20 protein-coding genes are annotated in these 22,038 nt (G+C 59.5%); 9 read left to right on the top strand and 11 right to left on the bottom strand.

Annotated features, from left to right (window positions below; genetic code table 11):
• Positions 1-88 precede the first annotated feature (88 nt).
• Positions 89-3,751 (top strand): hypothetical protein, encoded by a 3,663-nt coding sequence (locus B8746_RS05345; protein WP_084392196.1) that lies wholly within the window; start codon positions 89-91, stop codon positions 3,749-3,751.
• Here B8746_RS05345 and cobS read toward each other — a convergent pair.
• The 3 genes from cobS to rpmB all read right to left on the bottom strand — a co-directional run bounded on the left by cobS (position 3,748) and on the right by rpmB (position 6,903).
• On the bottom strand, positions 3,748-4,731 hold the full coding sequence (cobS, locus tag B8746_RS05340; RefSeq protein WP_084392193.1) for a cobaltochelatase subunit CobS: 984 nt from the start codon (positions 4,729-4,731) through the stop codon (positions 3,748-3,750). The two genes, B8746_RS05345 and cobS, sit on opposite strands and share 4 nt — an antisense overlap.
• 89 nt (positions 4,732-4,820) lie before the next feature.
• Positions 4,821-6,497, bottom strand: coding sequence for an amidohydrolase (locus B8746_RS05335; protein WP_084392191.1), 1,677 nt, complete (start codon positions 6,495-6,497; stop codon positions 4,821-4,823).
• A gap of 112 nt (positions 6,498-6,609) precedes the next feature.
• Positions 6,610-6,903: a 50S ribosomal protein L28 gene (gene rpmB, locus B8746_RS05330; protein WP_084392189.1), complete on the bottom strand. Its 294-nt coding sequence runs from the start codon at positions 6,901-6,903 to the stop codon at positions 6,610-6,612.
• A 215-nt stretch (positions 6,904-7,118) separates the two neighbouring features.
• Here rpmB and B8746_RS05325 point away from each other — a divergent pair, with 215 nt between their 5' ends.
• Positions 7,119-7,973, top strand: a complete 855-nt coding sequence (locus B8746_RS05325) for a DUF3108 domain-containing protein (protein ID WP_084392186.1) — start codon at positions 7,119-7,121, stop codon at positions 7,971-7,973.
• Between the two features lie 74 nt (positions 7,974-8,047).
• Positions 8,048-8,863 (top strand): exodeoxyribonuclease III, encoded by an 816-nt coding sequence (locus tag B8746_RS05320; RefSeq protein ID WP_084392183.1) that lies wholly within the window; start codon positions 8,048-8,050, stop codon positions 8,861-8,863.
• Here B8746_RS05320 and B8746_RS05315 read toward each other — a convergent pair.
• Complete coding sequence (locus tag B8746_RS05315) at positions 8,860-9,549, bottom strand: response regulator transcription factor (RefSeq protein WP_084392181.1); 690 nt, start codon at positions 9,547-9,549, stop codon at positions 8,860-8,862. The genes B8746_RS05320 and B8746_RS05315 overlap by 4 nt on opposite strands.
• 101 nt (positions 9,550-9,650) lie before the next feature.
• Between B8746_RS05315 and B8746_RS05310 the strand changes: the two genes are divergently transcribed.
• Positions 9,651-10,160 (top strand): L,D-transpeptidase family protein, encoded by a 510-nt coding sequence (locus tag B8746_RS05310; RefSeq protein ID WP_233123940.1) that lies wholly within the window; start codon positions 9,651-9,653, stop codon positions 10,158-10,160.
• Here B8746_RS05310 and B8746_RS05305 read toward each other — a convergent pair.
• Positions 10,157-10,822 (bottom strand): YggS family pyridoxal phosphate-dependent enzyme, encoded by a 666-nt coding sequence (locus tag B8746_RS05305; protein WP_084393130.1) that lies wholly within the window; start codon positions 10,820-10,822, stop codon positions 10,157-10,159. The genes B8746_RS05310 and B8746_RS05305 overlap by 4 nt on opposite strands.
• Between B8746_RS05305 and B8746_RS05300 the strand changes: the two genes are divergently transcribed.
• Entirely contained in the window at positions 10,742-11,455 is a 714-nt protein-coding gene (locus tag B8746_RS05300) for a thiamine phosphate synthase (RefSeq protein WP_084393129.1), read from the top strand. The genes B8746_RS05305 and B8746_RS05300 overlap by 81 nt on opposite strands.
• Here B8746_RS05300 and B8746_RS05295 read toward each other — a convergent pair.
• Positions 11,452-11,892 (bottom strand): NtrZ family periplasmic regulatory protein, encoded by a 441-nt coding sequence (locus B8746_RS05295; protein ID WP_084392179.1) that lies wholly within the window; start codon positions 11,890-11,892, stop codon positions 11,452-11,454. The genes B8746_RS05300 and B8746_RS05295 overlap by 4 nt on opposite strands.
• Positions 11,893-11,940: 48 nt before the next feature.
• A complete protein-coding gene (locus tag B8746_RS05290) occupies positions 11,941-13,104 on the bottom strand; it encodes a porin (RefSeq protein ID WP_158084538.1) in 1,164 nt (387 codons plus the stop codon).
• A 116-nt stretch (positions 13,105-13,220) separates the two neighbouring features.
• Between B8746_RS05290 and B8746_RS05285 the strand changes: the two genes are divergently transcribed.
• From B8746_RS05285 to holA, 4 genes are read left to right on the top strand one after another with little or no spacing between them, the layout of a single operon-like run.
• On the top strand, positions 13,221-13,649 hold the full coding sequence (locus B8746_RS05285) for a DUF3576 domain-containing protein (protein WP_233123937.1): 429 nt from the start codon (positions 13,221-13,223) through the stop codon (positions 13,647-13,649).
• 39 nt (positions 13,650-13,688) lie between these two features.
• Positions 13,689-16,250: a leucine--tRNA ligase gene (gene leuS, locus B8746_RS05280; RefSeq protein ID WP_084392176.1), complete on the top strand. Its 2,562-nt coding sequence runs from the start codon at positions 13,689-13,691 to the stop codon at positions 16,248-16,250.
• Positions 16,247-16,729, top strand: coding sequence for a hypothetical protein (locus B8746_RS05275; RefSeq protein WP_084392175.1), 483 nt, complete (start codon positions 16,247-16,249; stop codon positions 16,727-16,729). Before leuS ends, B8746_RS05275 begins: the two co-directional genes overlap by 4 nt.
• A complete protein-coding gene (gene holA, locus B8746_RS05270) occupies positions 16,726-17,772 on the top strand; it encodes a DNA polymerase III subunit delta (RefSeq protein WP_084392174.1) in 1,047 nt (348 codons plus the stop codon). The genes B8746_RS05275 and holA overlap by 4 nt, the downstream gene beginning before the upstream one ends.
• On the opposite strand, the gene B8746_RS05265 is transcribed toward holA, so the two are convergent.
• Genes B8746_RS05265 through mnmG form a run of 4 tightly spaced genes read right to left on the bottom strand, consistent with a single transcriptional unit; the run spans position 17,750 to position 21,970 of the window.
• On the bottom strand, positions 17,750-18,664 hold the full coding sequence (locus B8746_RS05265; RefSeq protein WP_084392173.1) for a ParB/RepB/Spo0J family partition protein: 915 nt from the start codon (positions 18,662-18,664) through the stop codon (positions 17,750-17,752). The genes holA and B8746_RS05265 overlap by 23 nt on opposite strands.
• Complete coding sequence (locus B8746_RS05260; RefSeq protein WP_084392172.1) at positions 18,664-19,479, bottom strand: ParA family protein; 816 nt, start codon at positions 19,477-19,479, stop codon at positions 18,664-18,666. Before B8746_RS05260 ends, B8746_RS05265 begins: the two co-directional genes overlap by 1 nt.
• The gene (gene rsmG / locus B8746_RS05255) at positions 19,472-20,092 is read right to left on the bottom strand and encodes a 16S rRNA (guanine(527)-N(7))-methyltransferase RsmG (protein ID WP_188657435.1); all 621 of its coding nucleotides are present in this window, start codon (positions 20,090-20,092) and stop codon (positions 19,472-19,474) included. Before rsmG ends, B8746_RS05260 begins: the two co-directional genes overlap by 8 nt.
• A gap of 3 nt (positions 20,093-20,095) precedes the next feature.
• The gene (mnmG, locus tag B8746_RS05250) at positions 20,096-21,970 is read right to left on the bottom strand and encodes a tRNA uridine-5-carboxymethylaminomethyl(34) synthesis enzyme MnmG (RefSeq protein ID WP_084392171.1); all 1,875 of its coding nucleotides are present in this window, start codon (positions 21,968-21,970) and stop codon (positions 20,096-20,098) included.
• Positions 21,971-22,038 lie beyond the last annotated feature (68 nt).

The raw sequence follows: 22,038 nt of genomic DNA, 5'->3' as shown, positions 1-22,038 counted from the left end.
TGTCATCGGTTCTTGCTGCTCTGGCGCCGCTTTGGGGCATCCGGCGCTTCGTGGTAGTATGCAGGCTGCGTCGTGAGGGGACGGAACAATGAAACATGCACTCTGGCTGCCCGCTATGGTGGGCTCGGCGGCATTTGCCGCAACGGCCTGGAGCTTTGGCGGTGAAGACATTGCGCGGGGCAATCCCTGGCATCACGAAAACATCACCTATCGCGCACTGACCGGAACAGACGCGCCCTATGACAATCCCCCGGTGAAGTTTTCGAACAGCGCCGCTGAGGCTATCGCCTGGCATGCCGACTACATCGATTCATACCTCTACAATCCGGTCTTCTGGCTGGAAGGCGCCGTCGATGGGTTCCGGGCCGAGGATGGGGAATATGAATCCTCTGTCTACCGGCGTACGAAGGCTGCCCTTGTCGGCTTCCATGACCTCGCCAAGCTCCACTTCGACGACACGTTTTCCAATAGCGGCCTGCAATCCAACTGGGAACGCTATGCAATGGGCACGCTGATTGGGCTGGTCTGGGCCTCGGAGCTTCCAGAGGATGAGGGTATCGCCGCCGGGCATCACATCCTTGGCGTATCCTTCCATGCCGTGCAGGATTTCTACTCCCATTCGAGCTGGGAATCGGGCACGCGCAATCGTTGCCTCACCTATTTCGAAACGCCCAGGGAAACCCGGGACGGTTTGCCGCTCTTTGCCGGCGCTTATGAAAAGCCCCTTTCAGGCGCACCGGCCCATCACGGTGCCTATTCGCTCTCCTGCTCAATCCTGCGGGGGGATAATATGGATTCGGCGCTGGGGACGCTGTGCAGCGGCCTGTCCCCCATCCAGAATACCAGCATGTGCGACAAGTTCAGGGCCTGTTCCGGCGCCCAGCAGGTGATCGCACGCCTCGAGGATCCGATCACTGACGGGCAGACAACGATCTGGACCAACCCGCCGGGCATCGCCCTGGACAATACGGCGCTGGCGCGCGCGCAGGCACCCAATCGCAGTCTGACCGGAGAGGATGGGCGTTTTCTCGATGGGCGCGATGGCCTTCACTTTCCAGAAGACCGGTGCTCGGACATCGTTGCTTCTGAAGGGGGCACAGTCTGCCGGGACGGCGTAGACGGCGATCTTGTCTTTGCGGGCGCAAAGGACCTCGCCATTCGTGCCACCATGGAATGGGCCGACTATCTCGAGATCCAGATGAACCAGCTCGGCAAGGGCGACTACTGGAACAGGCTGAAAAGCAGCGCGTCATCTCCTCCCCGCCGCTTCGAACAGTTCGAGGACTTCTCGAAGCTGCCCTACCAGTTCCTCGCCGCTGGCGACTATCCAGTCGGCAACCCGCGCCGCAACCTTGAGGAACCTGCCTCTGCCGCGCGCGGATGGTTCCTGCGCCTTCGCATCAAGACGGCGGACGAGTTTGGAGCCGGAACGGACGCCGATATCTATGCCCGCGTCACAATGCCGGATGGCACGCGCGAAGTACTGCTTGATTACCTGCCCACCGATGACAAGGAAGGGCGCACAACAAACCGTCTGCTCGTCTACAATGACTTTGAGCGCGGCGATGATGACGTCTACACCATCGGCCCGTTTCGCGATCGCCCCATTTCGGTATCGCTGCGCAATGAATCGGCGGGCTTTACAGATGTCCTGGAAGCGCTGGCAACAGACTTTTCCAATGGCATCAGCGAAACCCTGACGGATGCCAGACGCCTGCTCATCAGTGTGGTGGGCGGCAATGCAGATCTCGTTGGGTCGCGGAATGTGAATTACACGGCCGAGCGGCTGAAAGCCCGCCTTGGCAGCGGCCAGTTCACCGATTCTCTGGAAGTGAATGGCGGCGATGAAGGCCATCATGCCGTGCACTTTTCGGTGCGTGACCGCGCCTCGGTGCTCACCGAAGATGAGCGGGAAGATGGCTGGATCGCGGTCGAGATACGGCTCACAAAACTGCGGACCATCAAGGAATCCGTGCTGGATCGCGGGTCCAATTCCGATGAGCCCTTCGTGATCTTCCACATTGCGCCGCTAAACGGGCTGCAGGATCAGTCTCACACCTATCTCTCGCCACCCTTCGAGGACATGGATGATGACGAGGAAGAACCCTTTCCCTCCAATAGTGAAACGCGACGCACCGTAAAATTGCCGCCGGAAGGCATCCTCGTCGTTTCGACCGCAATCTATGAAAGCGACGATGAAAACCTGAATGATCGGCGCGAACTGATGACCAAATTCGTGACCGGCATGGATACGGCCACGCAGCGCCCTGCCGCCGAATTCACCGATGCCCTCGGCCGTTCCATTGCCGAGGACTGGACGGTCGCGTCGCTAGAAGCCTACGCCTTCCATCGCAGCGCCCATCCCCTCGCCGGGCCCGTCCTGAAGGCGACAGATGTCGGCGAAATCGATGGCGGGGAAACAAGCCGCGAATTCGAGCTCGACTGGAGCCAGCTGACCGACTTCGCCGCCGCTGACGTGCAGCCGGTGCTCGACCTTGAACGCCCCATGCCCGATGCCCGAACGCTTCTGGAAGGCACATGGCACTCGAACAAGTATCGATGCGGCGCGGAAATCCCTTATGTCGGTGTCGAGATCGGCTTGAAATCAGACGAGGAATTGCGCGACGTCATCGCCGTGAAGACGCAAGCTGAGGGTGATGAATGCATCAATGAAACCAGCGGCGAGGAGGGCCAGACCTTCCGCGGCCATTTCGAGGATGGCACGCTCGTCGGCGAGCGTTTCATCCGGCCGCCACCCGCGCACCGGCCCATGGAATACGATCCTGAAAACCGCGCCCTGGATCGCTTGCCGGACTATGACGACCCTTCGATCCATCCGCTTCTCGGCCTTGAAGGCAACTGGTTTGTGACCTGGATCAATTCGGACGAGCCGCCCGCCATGATAGCGCTGACCAAGGGGGGCGCGCGCAAATGCTGGGACGCAGAGGGTGGCTGCTGGTATCATTTCCAGCGGGACCCCGCGGCCGCCTGGAAAGCCTCCTTCTGGCAACCAGGCAATTCTGGAGCGTCGACGAATTCAGACGCGGTGACGGTCAGCCCAGGCGGCAAGGTCACGGTGGACTGGCCCTATGGGATTCACGGTCACTGGGGCGGCTCTTCGGAACTCTCGGTCGGCACGGGCGCAATGTCCGGTAGCTGGCAATACCGCGAAGACAAGACGGGACCGGAGGTCTGGGCGCGTGTTGGAAGTTCGATCACCGAAGTCGAAGCAGTGAATGCCGAAACAAGCGAGCGCAAGCCGGTTGGTGACCCGGTCACTGTGATGACGGCATGGGCCAGTGAAAACTACTACATGCGAGGGAACCGGTCCGGCATCACCTTGCGCCTCTACGGGGCGAACCTCTGGGGTGTCCAGCACATCTTCATGCCGCGTTATCGCGACCTCGAAGTCAGCGGTTATCGCTATATCTGCGAGCAGGACGGCGAGGATGGCTATTCCTCACACAGCAACTGGAAGGTGTGCATGGACCAGGGCGGCGTGCGCGGTCTGGAAGTCCACATGAACGTCTGGTGGAAGGCAACGTCCGGCCCGCACGAGTTGTTCGTGAATGGCGAGCCCATCCCTTTCAACCTGGTGGTCGAGAATGAACCGCTCAGGAAGCCGGAATGGCAGCCCATGAAGATGGAATTCCAGTCCTGCTCGGTCCTCAAGGAAGTTGACCGCGACTGGAACGACCAGCCCTTCACGCTCGTGCGACAGGATTTCCGGCCGCGGGAGGAAAGAGACTAGGCGACGCGGACCATCAGCGCGCTTTCCGGCAGGTCCTCATCGAAGCAGCGCTGATACATCTCGGCGACCAGTGGGCGCTCAAGTTCATCGCACTTGTTGAGGAAGGTCATCCGGAAGGAGTGACCGAGGTCACCAAAAATACGGTAGTTTTCCGCCCAGGTGATCACGGTCCGCGGGCTCATCACGGTGGAAATGTCGCCATTCATGAACGCGTTCCGGGTGAGGTCTGCGAGGCGGACCATCTTGGAGAGCAGATCCTTGTCGAGATCGGTCGCCTTGGTCGCGACGATTTCCACTTCGGCGTCATGCTCAAGATAGTTCAGCGTGGTGACGATGCTCCAGCGGTCCATCTGGCCCTGGTTGAGCTGCTGGGTGCCGTGATAGAGGCCCGTCGTATCGCCGAGACCGACCGTGTTGGTCGTCGCGAACAGGCGGAAGAAGGGATTCGGCGAGATGACGCGATTCTGGTCGAGCAGCGTCAGGCGACCAGAGGCCTCCAGAACGCGCTGGATCACGAACATCACATCCGGGCGCCCGGCATCGTATTCGTCAAAACAGATCGCAACGGGGCGTTGCAGGGCCCAGGGCAGGATGCCTTCGCGAAACTCGGTGACCTGGACGCCGTCCTTCAGGACAATCGCATCCTTGCCGACCATGTCGATCCGGCTGACATGGCTGTCGAGGTTGATGCGGATCATCGGCCAGTTGAGACGTGCAGCCACCTGTTCGATATGGGTCGACTTGCCGGTGCCGTGATAGCCCTGCACCATGACGCGGCGATTGTGCTCGAAGCCGGCCAGGAGCGCCAGTGTCGTCTGAGGGTCGAAGCGGTAGGCCTCGTCGACTTCCGGAACGTATTCGGTCTTGTCCTTGAAACCGTGGACGACCATGTCCGTATCAATGCCGAACACGTCGCGCACCTTGAGTTCCACAGTCGGTTCCAGACCGTTCAGGGCATCGGTATCGCTGGTCAGGCTCATCGTGTCTCGTCTCCGGCGTCGTCTTCAGTCTTTACAGGTGGGGTTCTAGCACGCGATTGCCATGCGGCTAGTGCGACGCAAGGTCAAGATCATTCGCTGGCCTTCCAGACAATTTCGCCCTGCACGACCGTCATGACGGGTCTGGCGTCCAGAATCTCAGCTTCCGGCACGATCATCAGGTCTCGGTCGAAGACTGTAAAATCTGCCCGCTTGCCAGGTTCGATGGTGCCGAGCTCATCCTCCTGAAAGGCCGCATAGGCGGCAGATGAGGTGAAAAGCCTGAGCGCTTCCTGGCGGGACAATGCCTGCTCCGGGTGCCAGCCCTCTGCATCATTCCCTTCAAGGTCCTTGCGGGCGACAGCGGCATAGAACTCAATCAGCGGTGATCCAACCTCGACCGGCGCATCTGACCCACCTGCGATGACAGCACCCGCATCCAGCAGGCCCTGCCAGGCATATGCACCATCGAGACGGTCCATACCGAGGCGCGCAGGGGCGAATTTGAGGTCACCGATTGCATGAGAGGGTTGCATGGAGGCGATAAGGCCAAGCTCGGCTATGCGGGGAATGTCCACCGGATTGACGATCTGCGTATGCTCGATCCGCCAGCGCTTTTCGTTGCCGTAGCCGAGGTCCTCATAAACATCCAGAATACGCCGGTTGGCGAGGTCACCAATGGCGTGGATCGCAAGCTGTACATCCTTTTGCGAAGCGGTTTCCATGAGGGCTCGCAGACGGTCAGGCTCGGTAATGGCGAGACCGCTTGTGTCGGGCCGGTCGGCATAAGGCTCGATGAGCAGCGCCCCGCGAGAACCGAGCGCTCCATCCATGTAAAGCTTGACGGCGCGATTTGTGATCGTGTCGGTTTCAAACGTGCGCCCCGCGGCAAGATCAAACCCGTCATTCCCCTGACTCTCCCCGTCAAAGGCATTGTAAAGCCGAAGCGGCATAAGCGCCTCGCGATCAAGCTCTGCCAGCAATGGCCCATGTTCTGGCGGCACGCTCATATTGTGGAGGCCGGTCCAGCCGCGTGAAGCGTACACCTCGCCTGCCTTGATATAGGCGCGCCGGATTTCCTCTTCGCTCGGTGCGGCGACCAGCGCCCAGATCGGCGCCATCGCAGTATCCAGAATTATGCCGGTGGCACTGCCGCCCTCATCGCGTTCTATCTTTCCTCCCGCCGGATCGGCCGTATCGGCATCAATGCCGGCAGCGTCCAGCGCTGCGGAACTCGCAACAAGTGCGTGACCATCGGAGCGTTGGAGGATGACAATCCGGTCGCCAACAACCTGGTCCAGGTCAGCGGCGGTCGGCATGCGGCCTTCCGGCCAGCCCGTCTCGATCCAGCCGCGCCCGACAATCATCGCATCTTCATCCCGGCCCTCGGCTTCCGCCTCGACGCGGGTCACAAGCTCGGTAATCGAGGCTGTGCCCGTGAGGTCGAGCGACAGCTCGCGCTGACCGATGCCAAGCAGGTGGGCGTGACTGTCGGTAAAGCCCGGAAACATCACGGCGCTGCCGAGATCGACAATCGTCACCTCATCGTCCGACCAATCCTGCGAAAGCGGCGGCGCGGTACCGATAATCCGTCCATCTGCCCTGACGACAACTGCCTCGACAGTCGCCGGGTCATCAAGGCCCGTATAGATGGTGCCGCCCGTGAATATGGTGAGAGGCTGAGTGTCGGCTGGGGACTGTTCGCCCGCACCTGTTGTGTCACAAGCTGCAAGCGCGATGGCGGACAGGGCTGCAAGGATCAGTCGCATGATTGGTCTTCCGGTTCGAAACGATTGATCTGTTCTAGGTGCATCTCAGCCCAAGGCAAAAAAAATGCGCTCCGGCGGAGCGCATTTTCCAGTCTGTCTTGCTTTCGAAAGCCTAGGCGCTTGCTTCAGCGGCCTGCTTTTCAATGTCGCGCTTGATCTTGAGCGCTTTTGCAGAAAGCTTCTCGTCTTTCGCTTTGGCGAGGTAGCCGTCGAGGCCGCCATGCTTGTCTACGGTGCGCAGCGTTTTCGCGGCAATCCGCATGGAGAAGGCCTGGCCGAGGGCTTCAGACCGCAGCGTGACATTCACCAGGTTCGGAAGGAACCGGCGCTTGGTTTTCACGTTCGAGTGGCTCACTTTGTGGCCGACGATTGGCTTGACGCCAGAGAGTTCGCATTCGCGTGCCATGGGGCGCTCGCATCTTCTAAGTGTTTCAAGTAAATCCGAAGCGGCGCTCATACGCGCACAGCACCATAACGTCAACCGCCCGGCACAGCCGAATTCCACAGAGGCATAACCGTGATTTAATCATGGCAATGCAAGGGCAGGGCTGTTCAGCCTCCATTCTACAAGGCAAAGATACAAGCGCTCTGGACTATGGCTCACCATAAGGACATTGAACCATGAAAAAGCTAATTGCAGCCACCAGCCTCCTGGCCCTGACCGCCGCTGGTGTCTCCGTCGCCGATACGGCTGCAAGACCTGACACGCCGCTGGCCAGCATCAAGGCTGGCGAGCCGATGAAACTGACCTATGAGGTCAAGGCGTCTGCCTGGGCGCTGTTCATTCCGATTACCGGCAAGGCAAACTTCCGCACCGAACTGAAGCCGGACACCTACTCCATCAAGGGCAAGGTGAAGACGACGGGACTTGCCGACATCCTGGTCAATTATGACATGGACCTCGCCTCAAGCGGCTATGTCCGTGACGACCATCTGCAGCCCTATGCCTATGTCTCGCAGAACCATGACGGCAAGAAGAACCGCCGGGTCGAGATGACCTATGGCGCGACCGACGTTGCCATGACCGCCACGCCCGCTTTCGGCAATCTTGGCGATCCGGCGGCAACGCCGCCCCAGAAGCTTGACGCGTCCGACCCGCTCACCGCTTTCATCGGACATGCGTTCATTCCGCGTCAGGCCGGCTCCGACCCCTGCGGACCGCCAATGAAAATCTTCGATGGTCGCCAGCTCACCTGGCTCCTCTTCGAGAATGCCGGCTTGAAAAACGTCAAGACCGACGCCTATCGCGGCGAAGCTTATGAGTGCCACGTCACCATGGACAAGGTGGCCGGCTACAAGAAGGGCGAGGCCAACAAGGACACACTGTCTGGCATCGATGGCCCCCTGCGCATGTGGATGGCACCCCTGCCGAACGGCGCTGTCATGCCGGTGAAAATCCAGGCCGACACGGACAAGATCGGCAAGGTTACCCTTCAGGTTTCGAAACTGAAATTCGAACCGCTGGCCACCGAATAGGCGGCCGTCGATCCGGCATCGACATCATGTCTGGCCGCGTTGACCCCTCAGGTCGGCGCGGCTAAGGCCATCGAATGTCAAAGTCCCCATTCAAGATCACCAGCTGGAACATCAATTCGATCCGCCTTCGCGCGCCGAATGTACAGGCCTTCCTGAGGCAGGAAGCGCCCGATGTGCTGTGCCTGCAGGAGATCAAGTGCCAGACGGCGGAATTTCCCGAAAAGCCGTTCAAGGAGCTCGGCTACGGACACTTCCAGGTGCTGGGGCAATCGGGCGGCCATCATGGCGTCGCGATCGTCTCAAAACATCCGATTGAGGCTGGCGATGCCCCGCTTCTCTGCCGCGAAGGGCATGCCCGCGTCCAGACGGCGAAGATCGAAGGCTTTGAGATCCACAATATCTACCTGCCGGCCGGCGGGGATGAGCCCGACCCGGAGACGAATGACAAGTTCGCCCACAAGCTCGACTTCCTCGCCTGCATGTCGCGCGATTTCCAGACAATCAAGGCTGACCCGTCGCCGCGCATCCTTGTCGGTGACCTCAATGTCGCCCCGCATGAGAACGATGTCTGGTCCCACAAGCAGCTTCTGAAGATCGTTTCCCACACCCCTGTCGAGACAGAGGCCCTGGAAAAGGCGCGCACAGATGGCGGGTTTTTCGATATTGCGCGCGAACGCCACAAGGATGACCAGAAGCTCTATACCTGGTGGTCATACAGGGCGAAGGACTGGGCCGCATCCAATCGCGGCCGCCGGCTCGACCATATCTGGGCCAATGATTCCGCGATGGGACTGGCAGAGCTCGACAGCTACAGCATTCACCTTGGTTGGCGAGGCGGCTGGAAGCCTTCTGACCACGCCCCAATCAGTAGCAGCTTCAAGCGCGCCTAGTTGGGCTGAAGCCTGTATCCGCCGGTTTCCGTCAGCAGCAGGCGGGCATTTGACGGGTCGGGCTCGATCTTCTGGCGCAGACGATAGACGTGGGTTTCAAGCGTGTGCGTCGTCACGGCGGCATTGTAGCCCCACACTTCCGACAAGAGCTCGTCGCGCGGCACGGACTTTCCGCCCGCCCGGTAGAGATATTTCAGGATATTCGTCTCTTTCTCCGTAAGGCGGATCTTGCGTTCATCCTCGCGAACCAGAAGCTTCATGGCCGGGTGAAATTCATAGGGGCCCAGCATGAAGGTCGCGTCTTCGCTTTGCTCAAAGCTGCGCAGATGGGCGCGGACCCGCGCCAGCAGCACGGAGAATCGGAACGGCTTTGTGACATAGTCATTGGCGCCTGATTCCAGCCCGAGAATTGTATCGGCATCTGTGTCCTGGCCCGTCAGCATGATGATCGGCGCCCTCACGCCGCGCGCCCGCATCTGCTTGCAGGTTTCCCGGCCATCCATGTCCGGCATGTCGATGTCGAGGAGAACGAGATCGAGCCGCTCAGCCTCGGCGAGCCTCAATGCATCGATTCCGCCTGAAGCCTGCCTTGTTTCAAAGCCATCATGCAGATCAAACTGCTCTGCGAGCGCACCGCGCAGCTCTTCATCATCGTCCACAAGGAGGATTGTTTTCTGGCTAATCATTTCGATCTCCAATCAGGCGTGCGGCACCACTTAGGAGCGTTGCCGGAAATCTTCACCTGTGTTTGCAATAACCTGTCTATCACAATTTTGGGAGCAGGGCTGTGACAGCTCATTTCATGGCAACGCCCGACAGAAAGCTGAGTGGGCAGGGCGTCCGGTTTGATTGCGCCATCGGCAAGGGGGGCATGGTCCCGCAGGCCGATAAAGCCGAGGGCGACGGGGGTTCACCCATCGGGCGATGGATGATGAAACGTGTGTTCTGGCGCCCAGACCGGGTTGATCGGCCTAAAACCGGCCTGCCGACCGTACCCCTGCGTCTACAAGACGGATGGTGCGATGCCGCCATGGACCCGCTCTATAATCGGCCGGTCACGACGGCCTATCCTGCCAGACATGAGACCTTGTGGCGCGATGATCACGTCTACGATATCATTGTCGAACTCAGCCACAATCAGGACCCGGTCATTGCGGGCAAGGGCAGCGCCATTTTCATGCATGTTGCCAAGCCCGACTATGCCGACACGGAGGGCTGTATCGCCCTTGCCATCGATGATCTGAAGGCAGTTCTCGAAAAGTGTGGGCCGGGAAGCGTGCTGGAAATATCGGCTTAGCTGTCGCGCTCGCCGAAAAAGGCACTGCCGACCCGGACATGCGTCGCGCCATATTGGCAAGCAAGTTCGTAATCCGCACTCATCCCCATGGAGAGCGCGTTCAGGCCGTTCTCGCCGGCAAGTTTCGACAGCAGGGCAAAGTGCGGCCCTGCCGGCTCCTCAACGGGCGGGATACACATCAGCCCGAGCAGACGCCCTGGATAGGTTTCGCGCACCAGCTCAACCAGCCTGTCGGTTTCGCCCGGTGACACGCCTGATTTCTGATCTTCTTCGCCGGTATTGACCTGAATGAAGAGGTCAGGGTGGCGGCCGAGCTTTTCAGCCGCTTCGGCAAGCGTCCTCACGATCTTGGGGCGATCCACAGTCTGGATCACATCGAACAGGGCGACAGCATCCTCGGACTTGTTGCTCTGCAGCGGCCCGATCAGGTGAAGCCTGAGGCCGTCGATGTCCCGCCGATGGCCCCAATGTGCCTGGGCTTCCTGAACGCGGTTCTCGCCAAAAACCCTGTGACCGCAATCGAGCGCAGCCTGCAATCGCTCATCCGGCTGGCGTTTTGAAACAGCGATAAGGTCGACGTCATGATCGCTGTTCGCGCGGATCGCTTTCAGGATAATTTCGCGCTGCGCGGCTATCTGGTGGGTCAGTGCGGTGTTAGTCATGGCGCGATGAAGCATGTTGCCAGCCCTGCACGCAAGTTTCGAAATGCCGCCCGGCTGGCGAGCCACCACCTGCCGTCCTGTTTGCCGGCTGGTTTATTCCTGACAGATCCTGCACGCATTCCAGATCCGGCGAAGGTCATCGCTTCGCTTCCACCAGGCATCGGCGTCATCATCCGTCATTTTGGCAAGGAGACGGAAATCAGGCGCGCAGGTCACTTGGTCGAACAGTGCCGGCGAGAAGACCGCATATGCCTGATTGGCGCAGACCCGCGCCTTGCACGAGCGCTAGACGCCGACGGCGTACACTGGCCCGCAAGACTGGCCCGGGCGGCCCACCAGCAGGCGCGCGATTTTGCGTTGAACACAATGAGTGCTCATAACCCATCAGAATTGAGATTGGCCTTACTCCAAAAAATGGATGCAGCAATCGTCTCAACGGTGTTCGCGTCCGCGAGTGCGAGCGCGGGACGCCCGCTCGGCCTGGCGCGATTCGCCCGGATCTCTGCGAGGGCGGGCCTGCCGGTCTATGGTCTTGGCGGCATCGACCATAGCAATGCAGAGCGCGTCAGCCGGTTTGGCGGCTTCGCGTCGGTATCAGGTTTTCAGGAACTGGTGCCGGAGGCGCAAGACTAGAACTTGAATGCAGACCGCAGACGGATGCCGGTCTCGATTTCTTCGCCTTCAAATTGCGCAAGCGTCTCATCGAAACTGTTCGACCCGACAGAGAGCGAACCGCCAACGCTGATGCGGGGCGTGATGCGGAATTCTGCGCCTGCGCGCATTTCTTCCTTCGCAAGCGGCGAATCGTCAGGCCGCGAGGTCAGGTCAACGCTCAGCTGCCACTTGTCGCCTTTGACGAAGGCAAGCTTCACTTCCTTGCTGGGATGGGACTGCCAGATCGGCGCTTCGTCCGATGGCGAGCTCAGCGTAAACTGGCGATACCAGTCCGGCTCAGCCTTGTCCGTCTCGGAAACTGTTGGCGGTGCCAGCTCCAAAGGCTGCGTCTGCGCCACAGCCGGAAGGGCTGAGCACACCGCGATTGCCACAAGAGTTGTTACACCAAAGCGCATAAGGTCTCCCTGCTGGCTAATTAAGCAGGCGAACCGCTTAATAGAAGCTTAATTTGTCGTTATCGCCAAAAAATCGGACGAAAGTGTGATTTCTACAACAAATCCAGCACCGGTGCGGTTCCCTGAGGCAGTCATGAGGGCCTCATCCTGATAGGCGACAGCAAGGCGCAGGGAGTCTGTCAGGTCTCGCGCCGCCGCAAGGCTGATCGCCTCCGAGGACAGGACTGCGAGATCGTCCTCGGCCTCGCCATAGTTCAGGGAAAATTCGGTCTCTGCCCAGTCGAAGCCTGCACCGATCTCCCAGGCAGTATAATCGCCGCCCTGGAACCCATTATCGGATGACATCCAGGAACCACCAAGCGTCAGCAGCGGAAACTCCAGCTGGGTTCCGGCAGACCATGTGTCGACCGACCCTCTTGGCGCACCGATCAAAGAGCCGACTTCAGCGGTCGACCAGCCGAGCGACGCGTCAATCCGCACATCCGGTGAGCGCAGGCGTCGTGAAAGGTTTGCGGCAAGTTCGAAGGCGTTTTCGAGGTCCGGCTGGCCGTTCAGGCCGCTGACGTCTCTGTCGAGGCCGCGCGCATCAGCATCCGGCGTGTAGGAGGCGGCCGCGCGAAGGCCAAGGATTCTCGGCGTCGCATAGCTGATCTTGGCAGATGGACCCGTCAGGTCATGACTGGTGCGAATAATCTTCAGGCCGTTCGGGTCGAGATAGGGGCTATCGATCCGGGCGTGGCTAAGTGCTGAGGGAGCGCCTTCATGAAAACGGGAGGCGACGCCGCGGTCGCGGCCGATGCGAACTTCGCCATAACCGCCATCAAGTTCAAGATAGGCGGCCTCAAGCGATCCCCGCGCTCCAGTCTGGTCGCCGGCAGCATTACCCGAAAGCCCCGAATAAGCACCGACCGGTCCTGCAGCGTCGCCGAAGTTCCCTGCAAACCCTGGCCGCAGCGGATGATCGCGCTGTCCCCTCAAGGTCAGCCGACCACTGACCTGCAGACCATTCGAGAGCACTTTTTCGATGCGGTTATCGAGTGAAATCTCGTACAGGATCTCTTCAGTGTCGGTAACCCTGTCCGTATCATGGCCCAGCGAAACAACCGTCACTGCCTCCAGCGAGGATTCGTATTCCAGCGGCGAGGATTGCGCGAGCGCGGGCAAGGCAGACAGCGGCACGCTCGTCGCGAGCAGGGTAAACAGTCTGGACAAGGGAAACTCCTCAAAGGCAACTTGCCGAATGTTACGCAGAACGGCACTGGTCGGGCCGGTCGCAGATGATATACAGGCCAATCTATAAAGATGATATTGCGCACAGGATTGTGATTATGAAGGCTTCAATTCAGATTATCGCTGCACTCGCTGCACCCATCATGCTGAGTGGCTGCATCTTCGGCGGTAGCAATGATCGCGAGATCGATGTGGTTGAAGACTTCCGCGGCGGGGTGAACCCCTATCTGTGGCGGGCCAGCCTGGACACGCTGCAATCACTGCCCCTCGTCAGCTCCGACCCTGTGGGCGGCATCATCAATTATGACTGGAAATCCTATCCGAGCGCGGAAGGCGAACGCGTCAAGGCGACAGTCTACATCCTCGACTCGCGTTTGCGCGCCGACGGCGTGAAGGTTGCCGTCTTCCGCCAGGTTCAGCGGGATGGCGTCTGGACCGACGCCGCGGTCGATCCCGAAACGGGGATGCAGCTAGAAAATGCGATCCTGACGCGCGCGCGCGTGCTAAAATCGTCTGAACTCAGCTAAACCAGACCCAATCGAATCGAGTTTTTTCAGGAGGGACGAGTGTCGTCTCGCTATAATCCGCAGGACGCGGAAGCCCGCTGGCGCAAGGCCTGGGCGGACGCCGGCATCTACAAAGCAAAATCGCCATCGGAAGCTGGCGATGCTCCCAAGGCTTTTGTCCTTGAAATGTTTCCCTACCCCTCAGGGCGTTTGCACATGGGCCATGTGCGCAACTATGCGATGGGAGACGTCGTTGCCCGCCACCGCCGCGCGCATGGCTACAATGTCCTCCACCCAATGGGCTGGGATGCGTTCGGCCTGCCAGCTGAGAATGCGGCCATCGAGAACAATGTCCACCCGGCAACGTGGACCTACAAGAATATCGACGCCATGCGCGCCCAGTTCGAGAAACTTGGTCTGACGCTCGACTGGAGCCGGGAATTTGCAACCTGCGACGAGGATTATTACGGCGAACAGCAACGCCTGTTCCTGAAACTGCTCAAGGCCGGCCTCGCCTATCGCAAGGCCAGCAAGGTGAACTGGGACCCGGTCGACAATACGGTTCTTGCCAATGAACAGGTCATCGACGGCAAGGGCTGGCGCACGGGCGCTCCCGTCGAACAGCGCGAGCTGACGCAGTGGTTCTTCAAGATCACGCATTATGCAGATGACCTGATCGAAGGCATCCGGACGCTTGAGAACTGGCCGGAGAAAGTCCGCATCATGCAGGAAAACTGGATCGGGCGCTCAGAAGGCGCATTGATCGCCTGGCCATTTGCCGGCGAGGTTCCGGAAGAATTCGGCAAGGGCATCGAAGTCTACACGACCCGGCCAGACACCCTCTATGGCGCAAGCTTCATCGCGCTTGCACCGGACCATCCGATCACGCGCCACTTTGCCGAATCAGACCCGGCCGTCAAAGCCTTTGCCGATGAAGCCGCCAAGATCGGCACGTCGGAAGAAGCCATCGAGAAAGCGCCGAAGCTCGGCATCGATCTCGGCATTCGTGTGCGCCACCCGTTTGATCCTGACTGGGAAATTCCCGTCTGGTCAGCCAATTTCGTCCTGTCGACCTATGGCACCGGCGCTGTCTTCGGCTCACCCGCCGGCGACCAGCGCGACCTCGACTTTGCCCGTAAATATGACCTGCCGGTCCAGCCGGTCGTGCTACCGCCCGACACGCGCGAGGAAGACCATGAAGTCACCGATACGGCCTATGTTGGTCCCGGAACGATCTATAATTCCGATTTCCTCAATGGAATGAAGACGGACGAAGCGATTGGTGCAGCCATTGCCAGGATCGAATCGCTTGGCCTCGGCAAGGGTACGGTCAATTACCGCCTTCGAGACTGGGGCGTGTCGCGCCAGCGCTACTGGGGCTGCCCTATCCCGATCATTCATTGCGAAGACTGCGGCCCTGTCCCGGTTCCTGACGCTGACCTTCCAGTGAAACTTCCTGAAGATGTCAGCTTCGACAAGCCCGGCAATCCGCTGGCTCACCATCCAGACTGGAAGCATGTGAACTGCCCTCAGTGCGGCAAAGCGGCCGTTCGCGAGACCGATACGCTCGACACTTTCGTCGATTCTTCCTGGTATTATGCGCGCTTTGCGAGCCCGACAGACCCGGAAGAGCGCGCCTACTGGCTGCCTGTCGACCAATATGTCGGCGGTGTCGAGCATGCCGTTCTTCATTTGCTCTATTCCCGCTTCTTTGCGCGGGCCCTTCGCGATGTCGGCGAACTCAACCTGCCATCTGGCGAACCCTTCGCAGGCCTGTTCACGCAAGGCATGGTCACGCACGAAACCTACAAGACCCCGGACGGCAAATGGATCGAGCCATCGCAGATCGAACAGCGAGATGGTGCCTGGGTCACGAAAGCCTCCCAGGAGCCAGTCTCCGTTGGCGCAATCGAGAAAATGTCCAAGTCGAAAAAGAATGTCGTCGATCCAGACGCCATCATCGCGACATATGGCGCCGATACAGCCCGCTGGTTCGTGCTGTCTGACAGCCCGCCTGAACGCGATGTCGAGTGGACGCAGGCCGGCGTTGAAGGGGCTGGCCGCTTTGTGCAGCGCGTCTGGGCCATTTTTGACCGGCTTTCAGCGAATCCGGCTGATGGCGCGGAGATCACCGTCACACCGCTGATCAAATATTCGCACCGCGCATCGGCTGCGGTGGACAAGGCGATCCGCGAGTTCCGGTTCAATGCCGCCATTGCGGCCTGCCATGACTGGGTCAACACGATCAAGAAGGCTGAAACCGACGCAGCCGAGTCCGACGCCAATATCCGCGAGAGCGCGCGCCGTCTTGCCATCTGTCTCACGCCCTTCATGCCACATCTTGCCGAAGAATGCTGGTCGGCGCTTGGTCTCGATGGCTTTGTTTCCAACGCCGCCTGGCCAGAATCCGATGCTTCGATCATGGTCGAGGACACTGTAACCCTGCCAATCCAGGTCAATGGCAAACGTCGCGGCGAAATTGAAGTCGAGAAGACGGCCGCCCCCGCCGACATTGAGCAACTTGCCCTCGCCAGCGAGGAGGTGAAGAATTTCATCGCCGGCAAGGATATCAAGAAAGTCATTGTTGTTCCGGGCCGGATCGTGAATATCGTAGCAGCATGATACGTCTTGTTTGCATCTCCCTGGCACTCGCCGCGCTTTCGGCCTGTGGTTTTCGCCCGCTCTATGGTGATGCTGGTTTCAACGGCGTCGTCGATGGACAGAACATCACCATTGCAGAAATTCCGGGTCGGTCTGGATACACGCTGCGCCGGAATCTGATGGAGGAACTTGCGGTTGGCCTGCCTGGTCTAGACAAATCTGCAAGGCTTACCGTCACACTTGATGAGCGTCTCGTTCGCGCCGCACTGTTGCCGGATGGCGGCGTCTCACGGTCTTTCCTTGGTGCCACTGGCGACTATGTCCTGGACACGCCAGACGGAGCGGTTTCGGGCAGCGTAAGCGTCGAAGTTCCGTATGCGGCAACGGCGACACCGTACACCGACGTCTCGGCCCAGATCGATGTATCCACACGCGCGATGAGCGAGCTCGCCCGTCAGATTGCGGATGATCTGAGAATTCAGGTCCAGAACCTTAAATGATCCTGAAGGGCGGGCAGGTCGCGTCATTCGCACGCAAGCCTGACGACAAGACCTGGTGTGTGCTGGTCTTTGGAGACGACGATGGCGTCGTCGCCGACACGGCAGACCAGATCATCGCCGGCTGGGCAAAAACAACAAATAGCAAGACCGTCACCCTCGATGATGATGACATTCGCCGCGAGCCTCATCTGCTTGCTGACAATGTCGAAATCGCTTCCCTTCTGGGCGAACTGAACATTGTCCGCATCAGGACGTCAGGCGAAAAGATTGCGAAACCGATTCTTGGCTTGGTTGAGGAAGCCGACAAGCGCCAGCAGGCTTTCGCCAACCGGCTGATCATACAATGCAGCGGACTGAACAAGCGCTCCAAGCTTCGCGCCGGCATCGAGGCCGCTTCCACCGCAGCTGCCATCCACGTGTTTGCAGACACCGCGCAATCCCTGCAGGACATGGTACGGGCGAAGCTCGGCGAACTTGATGTCGACATCGAAGACGATGCCCTGAAGGATTTCGTCGCCTTGCTGCCCGGCCATAGAGGCCTTGCAAACCAGGAAGCTGACAAGCTCGCTCTTTATGGACGCGGGCTCGGCCGGCCCGTTTCAATTGCGGATGTGCGCCGCCTTTGCCAGACCGATGCCGACAATAGCGTGCGCGACATGGTGCAGTTCGCACTCGATGGGAACGGCGCGGCCTGTCTCGCCGAATATGATCGCATTGCTGAAATCGGCACATCCGCAATCAGCATCCTTAGAATCTTCGAGATGGAAGCGAGGCGGCTGCTCGAGGCGCGCGGGCTGCTTGGCACAGGCGGCGATATCGGTCGCAAGCTCCGACCGCCGGTGTGGCAGAATGAGTGGCCGGCATTCCGGTCCCGTCTCGACAAATGGTCAGCACCGTCCCTGACCCGCCTGCTTGCGGCCATCCACGACCTGGAACTCAAGGCAAAGACCGAGGGCCCGGCCGCCGAGGCCGCGATTCGCATTTTCCTGCTGAATGTCGTGAAATCAGCGTCGCAGCGCTCTAGGATGAGCGCTTCGCCGTAAGCCGGCGGCATAGATCGTCGAGCTGTTCCAAGTCACTGTATTTAATGCGTAATTCGCCGCCATTCGCCTTGTGGCGAATATCGACATCAAGGCCGAGTGTCCGCGACAAGTCGGCTTCCAGCGCTTCGGTGTCGACATCCTTTTCATTGGCGGCAACCCGCTTGGCCACCGCCTCAATCGACCCTTCATCCTTCGCATTCTTGACGAGCTTTTCGACCTCGCGAACGCTAAGCCCTTTGGTCACCGCCATGGCCACGACTGCATCCGGGTCCGGCGCGCCGAGCGCGGCCCGCGCATGACCGGCAGAGATGCGCCCTTCCCGCAAATGCCCACGCGCCGTTTCGGACAGGTTTAACAGTCGAAGCGTATTGGCTATATGAGCCCGGCTTTTGCCGACGCTTTCAGCCAGGCCTTCCTGGGTCCGACCGAAGCGCTTCATCAACGCGCCATAAGCTTCAGCCTCTTCGATCGGGTTGAGATCGGTCCGCTGGACGTTCTCGATGATTCCGATCTCGAGCAGCTCCAGCTCATCCATGTTGCGAATGGTGGCCGGAATCTCTGTCAGCCCGGCCTGTTTGGCCGCGCGCCAGCGTCGTTCACCAGCTACAATCTGGTATTTGCCGGCATCCTTCGGATCCGGCCGAACCAGGATGGCCTGAAGAACGCCTTTCGCTTTGATCGATTCAGCGAGTTCCGCAAGTTCAGCCTCCGCGAAATGGCGGCGCGGCTGCTGCGGATTGGCGCGGATATCCTTGATCGCAATCGTCGATGCGTCGGCGCGAGGCGCACTCTCCGGCGCATCCTCATAACCACCAACGCCCTCGACTTCACCGATCAGGGCCGACAGCCCACGCCCGAGCCGGCTTGGTTTTGGTTTCGGGTCTGCTGTCATTATGCCGCCTGCCTTGCCCGTTCGCGCTGAAGCATTTCCGAAGCGAGGCGGATATACGCTTCGCTACCCGGGCAGCGATAATCGTAAAGCAGGGCCGGCTTGCCGAAGCTCGGTGCTTCGGAGAGGCGGACATTCCGCGGAATGACCGTCCGATAGACCTTGTTTCCAAGAACAGCGCGCACCTCGTCGGCGACCTGGTCGGAAAGATTGTTGCGCTTGTCATACATGGTGAGGACAACGCCCTGTATATCGAGCTGCGGGTTGAGCCCCGAGCGGACGACTTCGACGGTGCGAAGCAGCTGGCTAAGGCCTTCAAGCGCGAGAAACTCACATTGCAACGGAACAAGCAGTGCATCGGCGGCCGTCATCGCATTGATTGTGAGAGATGAAAGCGATGGCGGGCAGTCGATCAGAATGAAGTCGTACCGTTTCTCGGGATCATGGGCCATACGGCTCACATAGTCCCGGATCGAATTGCGCAATCTGTAAGAACGGCGGGTATCGTCGGCCAGCTCGGTCTCAACCCCGGAAAGGTTTTCATCGCCCGGAACGATTTCCAGTCGAGGAACGAGCGTCGTGCGAACAGCATCCTCCAGAGGCACGCCGTCGACAACAATATCATAGCTCGTCAGCCGTCTGTCGGCGCGCATAATGCCAAGCCCGGTTGACGCATTGCCCTGCGCATCAAAGTCCACAACCAGGACCCGCCGGCCGACAGCGGCCAAGGCCGTTCCAAGATTGATTGACGTGGTCGTCTTGCCGACACCGCCCTTCTGATTGGCGATAGCAAGAATACGCGTAGAGGAGTCAGACACGTTGGGCCCCCTTGATCTTCAATATGATCCCGGTCTCACTTGTCCGACTCGGAATCGCCTCATAGGAGAGATTCCAGCATTCTTGCGCCTCCGTCAATTCTTCACGCCAGCGTTCCCCCTTGAAAAACAGCCCGGTTGCGCCGGTGCTGAGCCAAGGCTCTGCATAGTCGAGGAGTCTGGGGAGAGGTGCGAAGGCTCGCGCCGTAACAAAATCGACAGTTTGCGCCGCAAGAGCCTCGACTCTCCGGTTCTCGACGCGGACCGGCAGCTGAAGTTTTCCGGTCACATCCAGCAGAAATGCGCACTTCTTGCCGACCGACTCGACGAGTGTCACCGATCCGCCCGTGGTTTTGGCGTGGCAACCCAGCACCAGGCCGGGAAATCCGGCACCGGAACCGAGGTCAATTATTGACGCGCCCTGCCCCACCATCGGGATCAGCTGGGCCGAATCGAGGACGTGGCGCGCCCAGATCTGGTCCATTTCCCGCGGCCCGACGAGGTTAATTTTCTGCCGCCACCCATTAAGCAGCTCAATAAAACCTTCGAGGAGCTCCAATGTTTCACGTGAAACATTGAGTTCGCTTAGCGCACTTTTCGCATCCGATTCGATCACACCCTAACCCGCAACCTTGCCGAGCTTACGCCGTTTGACATGTGAGAGGAGTGCGATCAGGGCCCCCGGAGTCACACCCTCAATCCTTGAGGCCTGACCGATCGTGGAAGGACAAACAGCTTCAAGCTTTGAACGGACCTCATTTGAGAGGCCGCCAATGCGGGCAAAGTCCATATCCGGCGGAATTTCAAGCGCTTCATCCCGGCGGAGCGCTTCGACATCCGCCTGCTGCCGCTCGATATATCCGGCATAGGTTGCCTCGATGGCGAGCTGGCTTGCGGTTACATCGTCGATCTCGGAGAGACCACCGAAGGCCGCCCTCACCTGCTCCATGTCGATATCGGGATACGCCAGGAATTCCCAAGCCGAACGCTTCTGTCCATCCTGATTGACCTTCCAGCCGATCTTGGCCGCTTCGTTCGGCGTCATCATTATCGATTGAAGCAGGTTTCGTCCGGTTTCGAGACTTTGGTGTTTCACGTGAAACATTTCGACGCGCTGTGCTCCAACAATCCCGAGATCAATACCCCTCGGTGTCAGTCTCTGATCGGCATTGTCGGCCCGCAGTGCAAGTCGATATTCGGCGCGCGAGGTGAACATGCGATACGGCTCAGTCACGCCATGCGTCACAAGATCATCGATCAGGACACCAATATAGGCTTCAGCCCGGTCAAACTTTGCAGCTTCAAGACCTTTCACCTTGCGCGCCGCGTTCAGTCCGGCGACGAGACCCTGGGCGCCTGCCTCCTCATATCCGGTTGTTCCATTGATCTGCCCCGCGAGGAACAATCCCGGCATCGCCTTCACTTCGAGGCCATAAGTCAGAGCGCGCGGATCGACATAATCATATTCAATCGCATAGCCCGGCTGGAGAATGCGGACATTCTCCAGGCCCTCAATCGTGCGGATGAAGGCTTCCTGGACGTTGGCCGGAAGCGATGTCGAAATTCCGTTTGGATAGACCGTATCATCGTCGAGCCCCTCCGGCTCAAGGAAGATCTGATGTCTCGTCTTGTCTGCAAAACGGTGAACCTTGTCCTCGATGGACGGGCAGTAGCGCGGGCCGCGCCCTGCAATCGCACCTGAGTAAACAGCGGACTGATTGATGTTCTCGGCGATGATCGCGTGGGTCGCCTCATTCGTATAGGTGATGCCACATGAAAGCTGCGGGACGGAGATGCTGGAATTCGCGAAAGAGAACGGTATCGGCGTCTCATCGGCCGGTTGTTGCTCCAGCTTGTCCCAGGCGATTGTCGTGCCGTCGAGTCGAGCGGGCGTTCCGGTTTTCAGGCGGCCCATCGGTAATCCCAGCGCGTATAACCGGTCAGACAATCCGATTGCCGGCGCCTCGCCGACGCGGCCCGCTTCGATTCGCTCCGCCCCTCGGTGTATGACCCCTTTCAGGAAGGTACCTGTCGTAATGACAACAGCTCGCGAGGAATAGTGTGACCCGGTCTGCCCAATGACACCTGCGGTATGACCGTCGATAACGATCAGGTCTTCCACGCCATCCTCAATCAGGGTGAGGTTGTCATAATCGGCTAATTTCGCCTGCATGGCTTCGCGGTAGAGTTTGCGATCAATCTGGGCGCGTGGTCCCCAGACCGCTGGTCCTTTCGAGCGATTGAGCATACGGAACTGGATGCCGGACTTGTCCGCCATGCGGGCCATCAACCCATCGAGGGCGTCGATTTCTCGAACCAGATGTCCCTTGCCGAGTCCGCCAATGGCCGGATTGCAGGACATTTCACCAATCGTAGAAAGCTTGTGGGTGATCAGTGCGGTGTTCGCACCCGCGCGTGCCGCTGCGGCCGCGGCCTCACATCCGGCATGGCCGCCGCCCACAACAATAACATCAAAATCAAATGCAGTCGGCATTTGCGTCACGTCCTCGAAACTGTCCTGTGAGGCCGCCGCTATACATCATGTTTCCCGTGAAACACAGG

It is taken from the genome of Henriciella pelagia (assembly GCF_002088945.1).
GTDB classification, from domain to species: domain Bacteria; phylum Pseudomonadota; class Alphaproteobacteria; order Caulobacterales; family Hyphomonadaceae; genus Henriciella; species Henriciella pelagia.
This window is presented reverse-complemented; position numbering and strand designations above follow the sequence as displayed.

Excerpts from the sequence above, each read along its gene's own strand:
- mnmG (WP_084392171.1), bottom strand. The coding sequence starts at position 21,970 with ATGCCGACTGCATTTGATTTTGATGTTATTGTTGTGGGCGGCGGCCAT.
- cobS (WP_084392193.1), bottom strand. The coding sequence starts at position 4,731 with ATGAGCCTGACCAGCGATACCGATGCCCTGAACGGTCTGGAACCGACT.
- B8746_RS05325 (WP_084392186.1), top strand. The coding sequence starts at position 7,119 with ATGAAAAAGCTAATTGCAGCCACCAGCCTCCTGGCCCTGACCGCCGCT.
- B8746_RS05295 (WP_084392179.1), bottom strand. The coding sequence starts at position 11,892 with ATGCGCTTTGGTGTAACAACTCTTGTGGCAATCGCGGTGTGCTCAGCC.
- B8746_RS05345 (WP_084392196.1), top strand. The coding sequence starts at position 89 with ATGAAACATGCACTCTGGCTGCCCGCTATGGTGGGCTCGGCGGCATTT.
- B8746_RS05265 (WP_084392173.1), bottom strand. The coding sequence starts at position 18,664 with ATGACAGCAGACCCGAAACCAAAACCAAGCCGGCTCGGGCGTGGGCTG.
- holA (WP_084392174.1), top strand. The coding sequence starts at position 16,726 with ATGATCCTGAAGGGCGGGCAGGTCGCGTCATTCGCACGCAAGCCTGAC.
- B8746_RS05300 (WP_084393129.1), top strand. The coding sequence starts at position 10,742 with ATGATCGCTGTTCGCGCGGATCGCTTTCAGGATAATTTCGCGCTGCGC.
- B8746_RS05320 (WP_084392183.1), top strand. The coding sequence starts at position 8,048 with ATGTCAAAGTCCCCATTCAAGATCACCAGCTGGAACATCAATTCGATC.
- B8746_RS05335 (WP_084392191.1), bottom strand. The coding sequence starts at position 6,497 with ATGCGACTGATCCTTGCAGCCCTGTCCGCCATCGCGCTTGCAGCTTGT.
- B8746_RS05315 (WP_084392181.1), bottom strand. The coding sequence starts at position 9,549 with ATGATTAGCCAGAAAACAATCCTCCTTGTGGACGATGATGAAGAGCTG.
- B8746_RS05285 (WP_233123937.1), top strand. The coding sequence starts at position 13,221 with ATGAAGGCTTCAATTCAGATTATCGCTGCACTCGCTGCACCCATCATG.
- rpmB (WP_084392189.1), bottom strand. The coding sequence starts at position 6,903 with ATGGCACGCGAATGCGAACTCTCTGGCGTCAAGCCAATCGTCGGCCAC.
- B8746_RS05305 (WP_084393130.1), bottom strand. The coding sequence starts at position 10,822 with ATGACTAACACCGCACTGACCCACCAGATAGCCGCGCAGCGCGAAATT.
- B8746_RS05275 (WP_084392175.1), top strand. The coding sequence starts at position 16,247 with ATGATACGTCTTGTTTGCATCTCCCTGGCACTCGCCGCGCTTTCGGCC.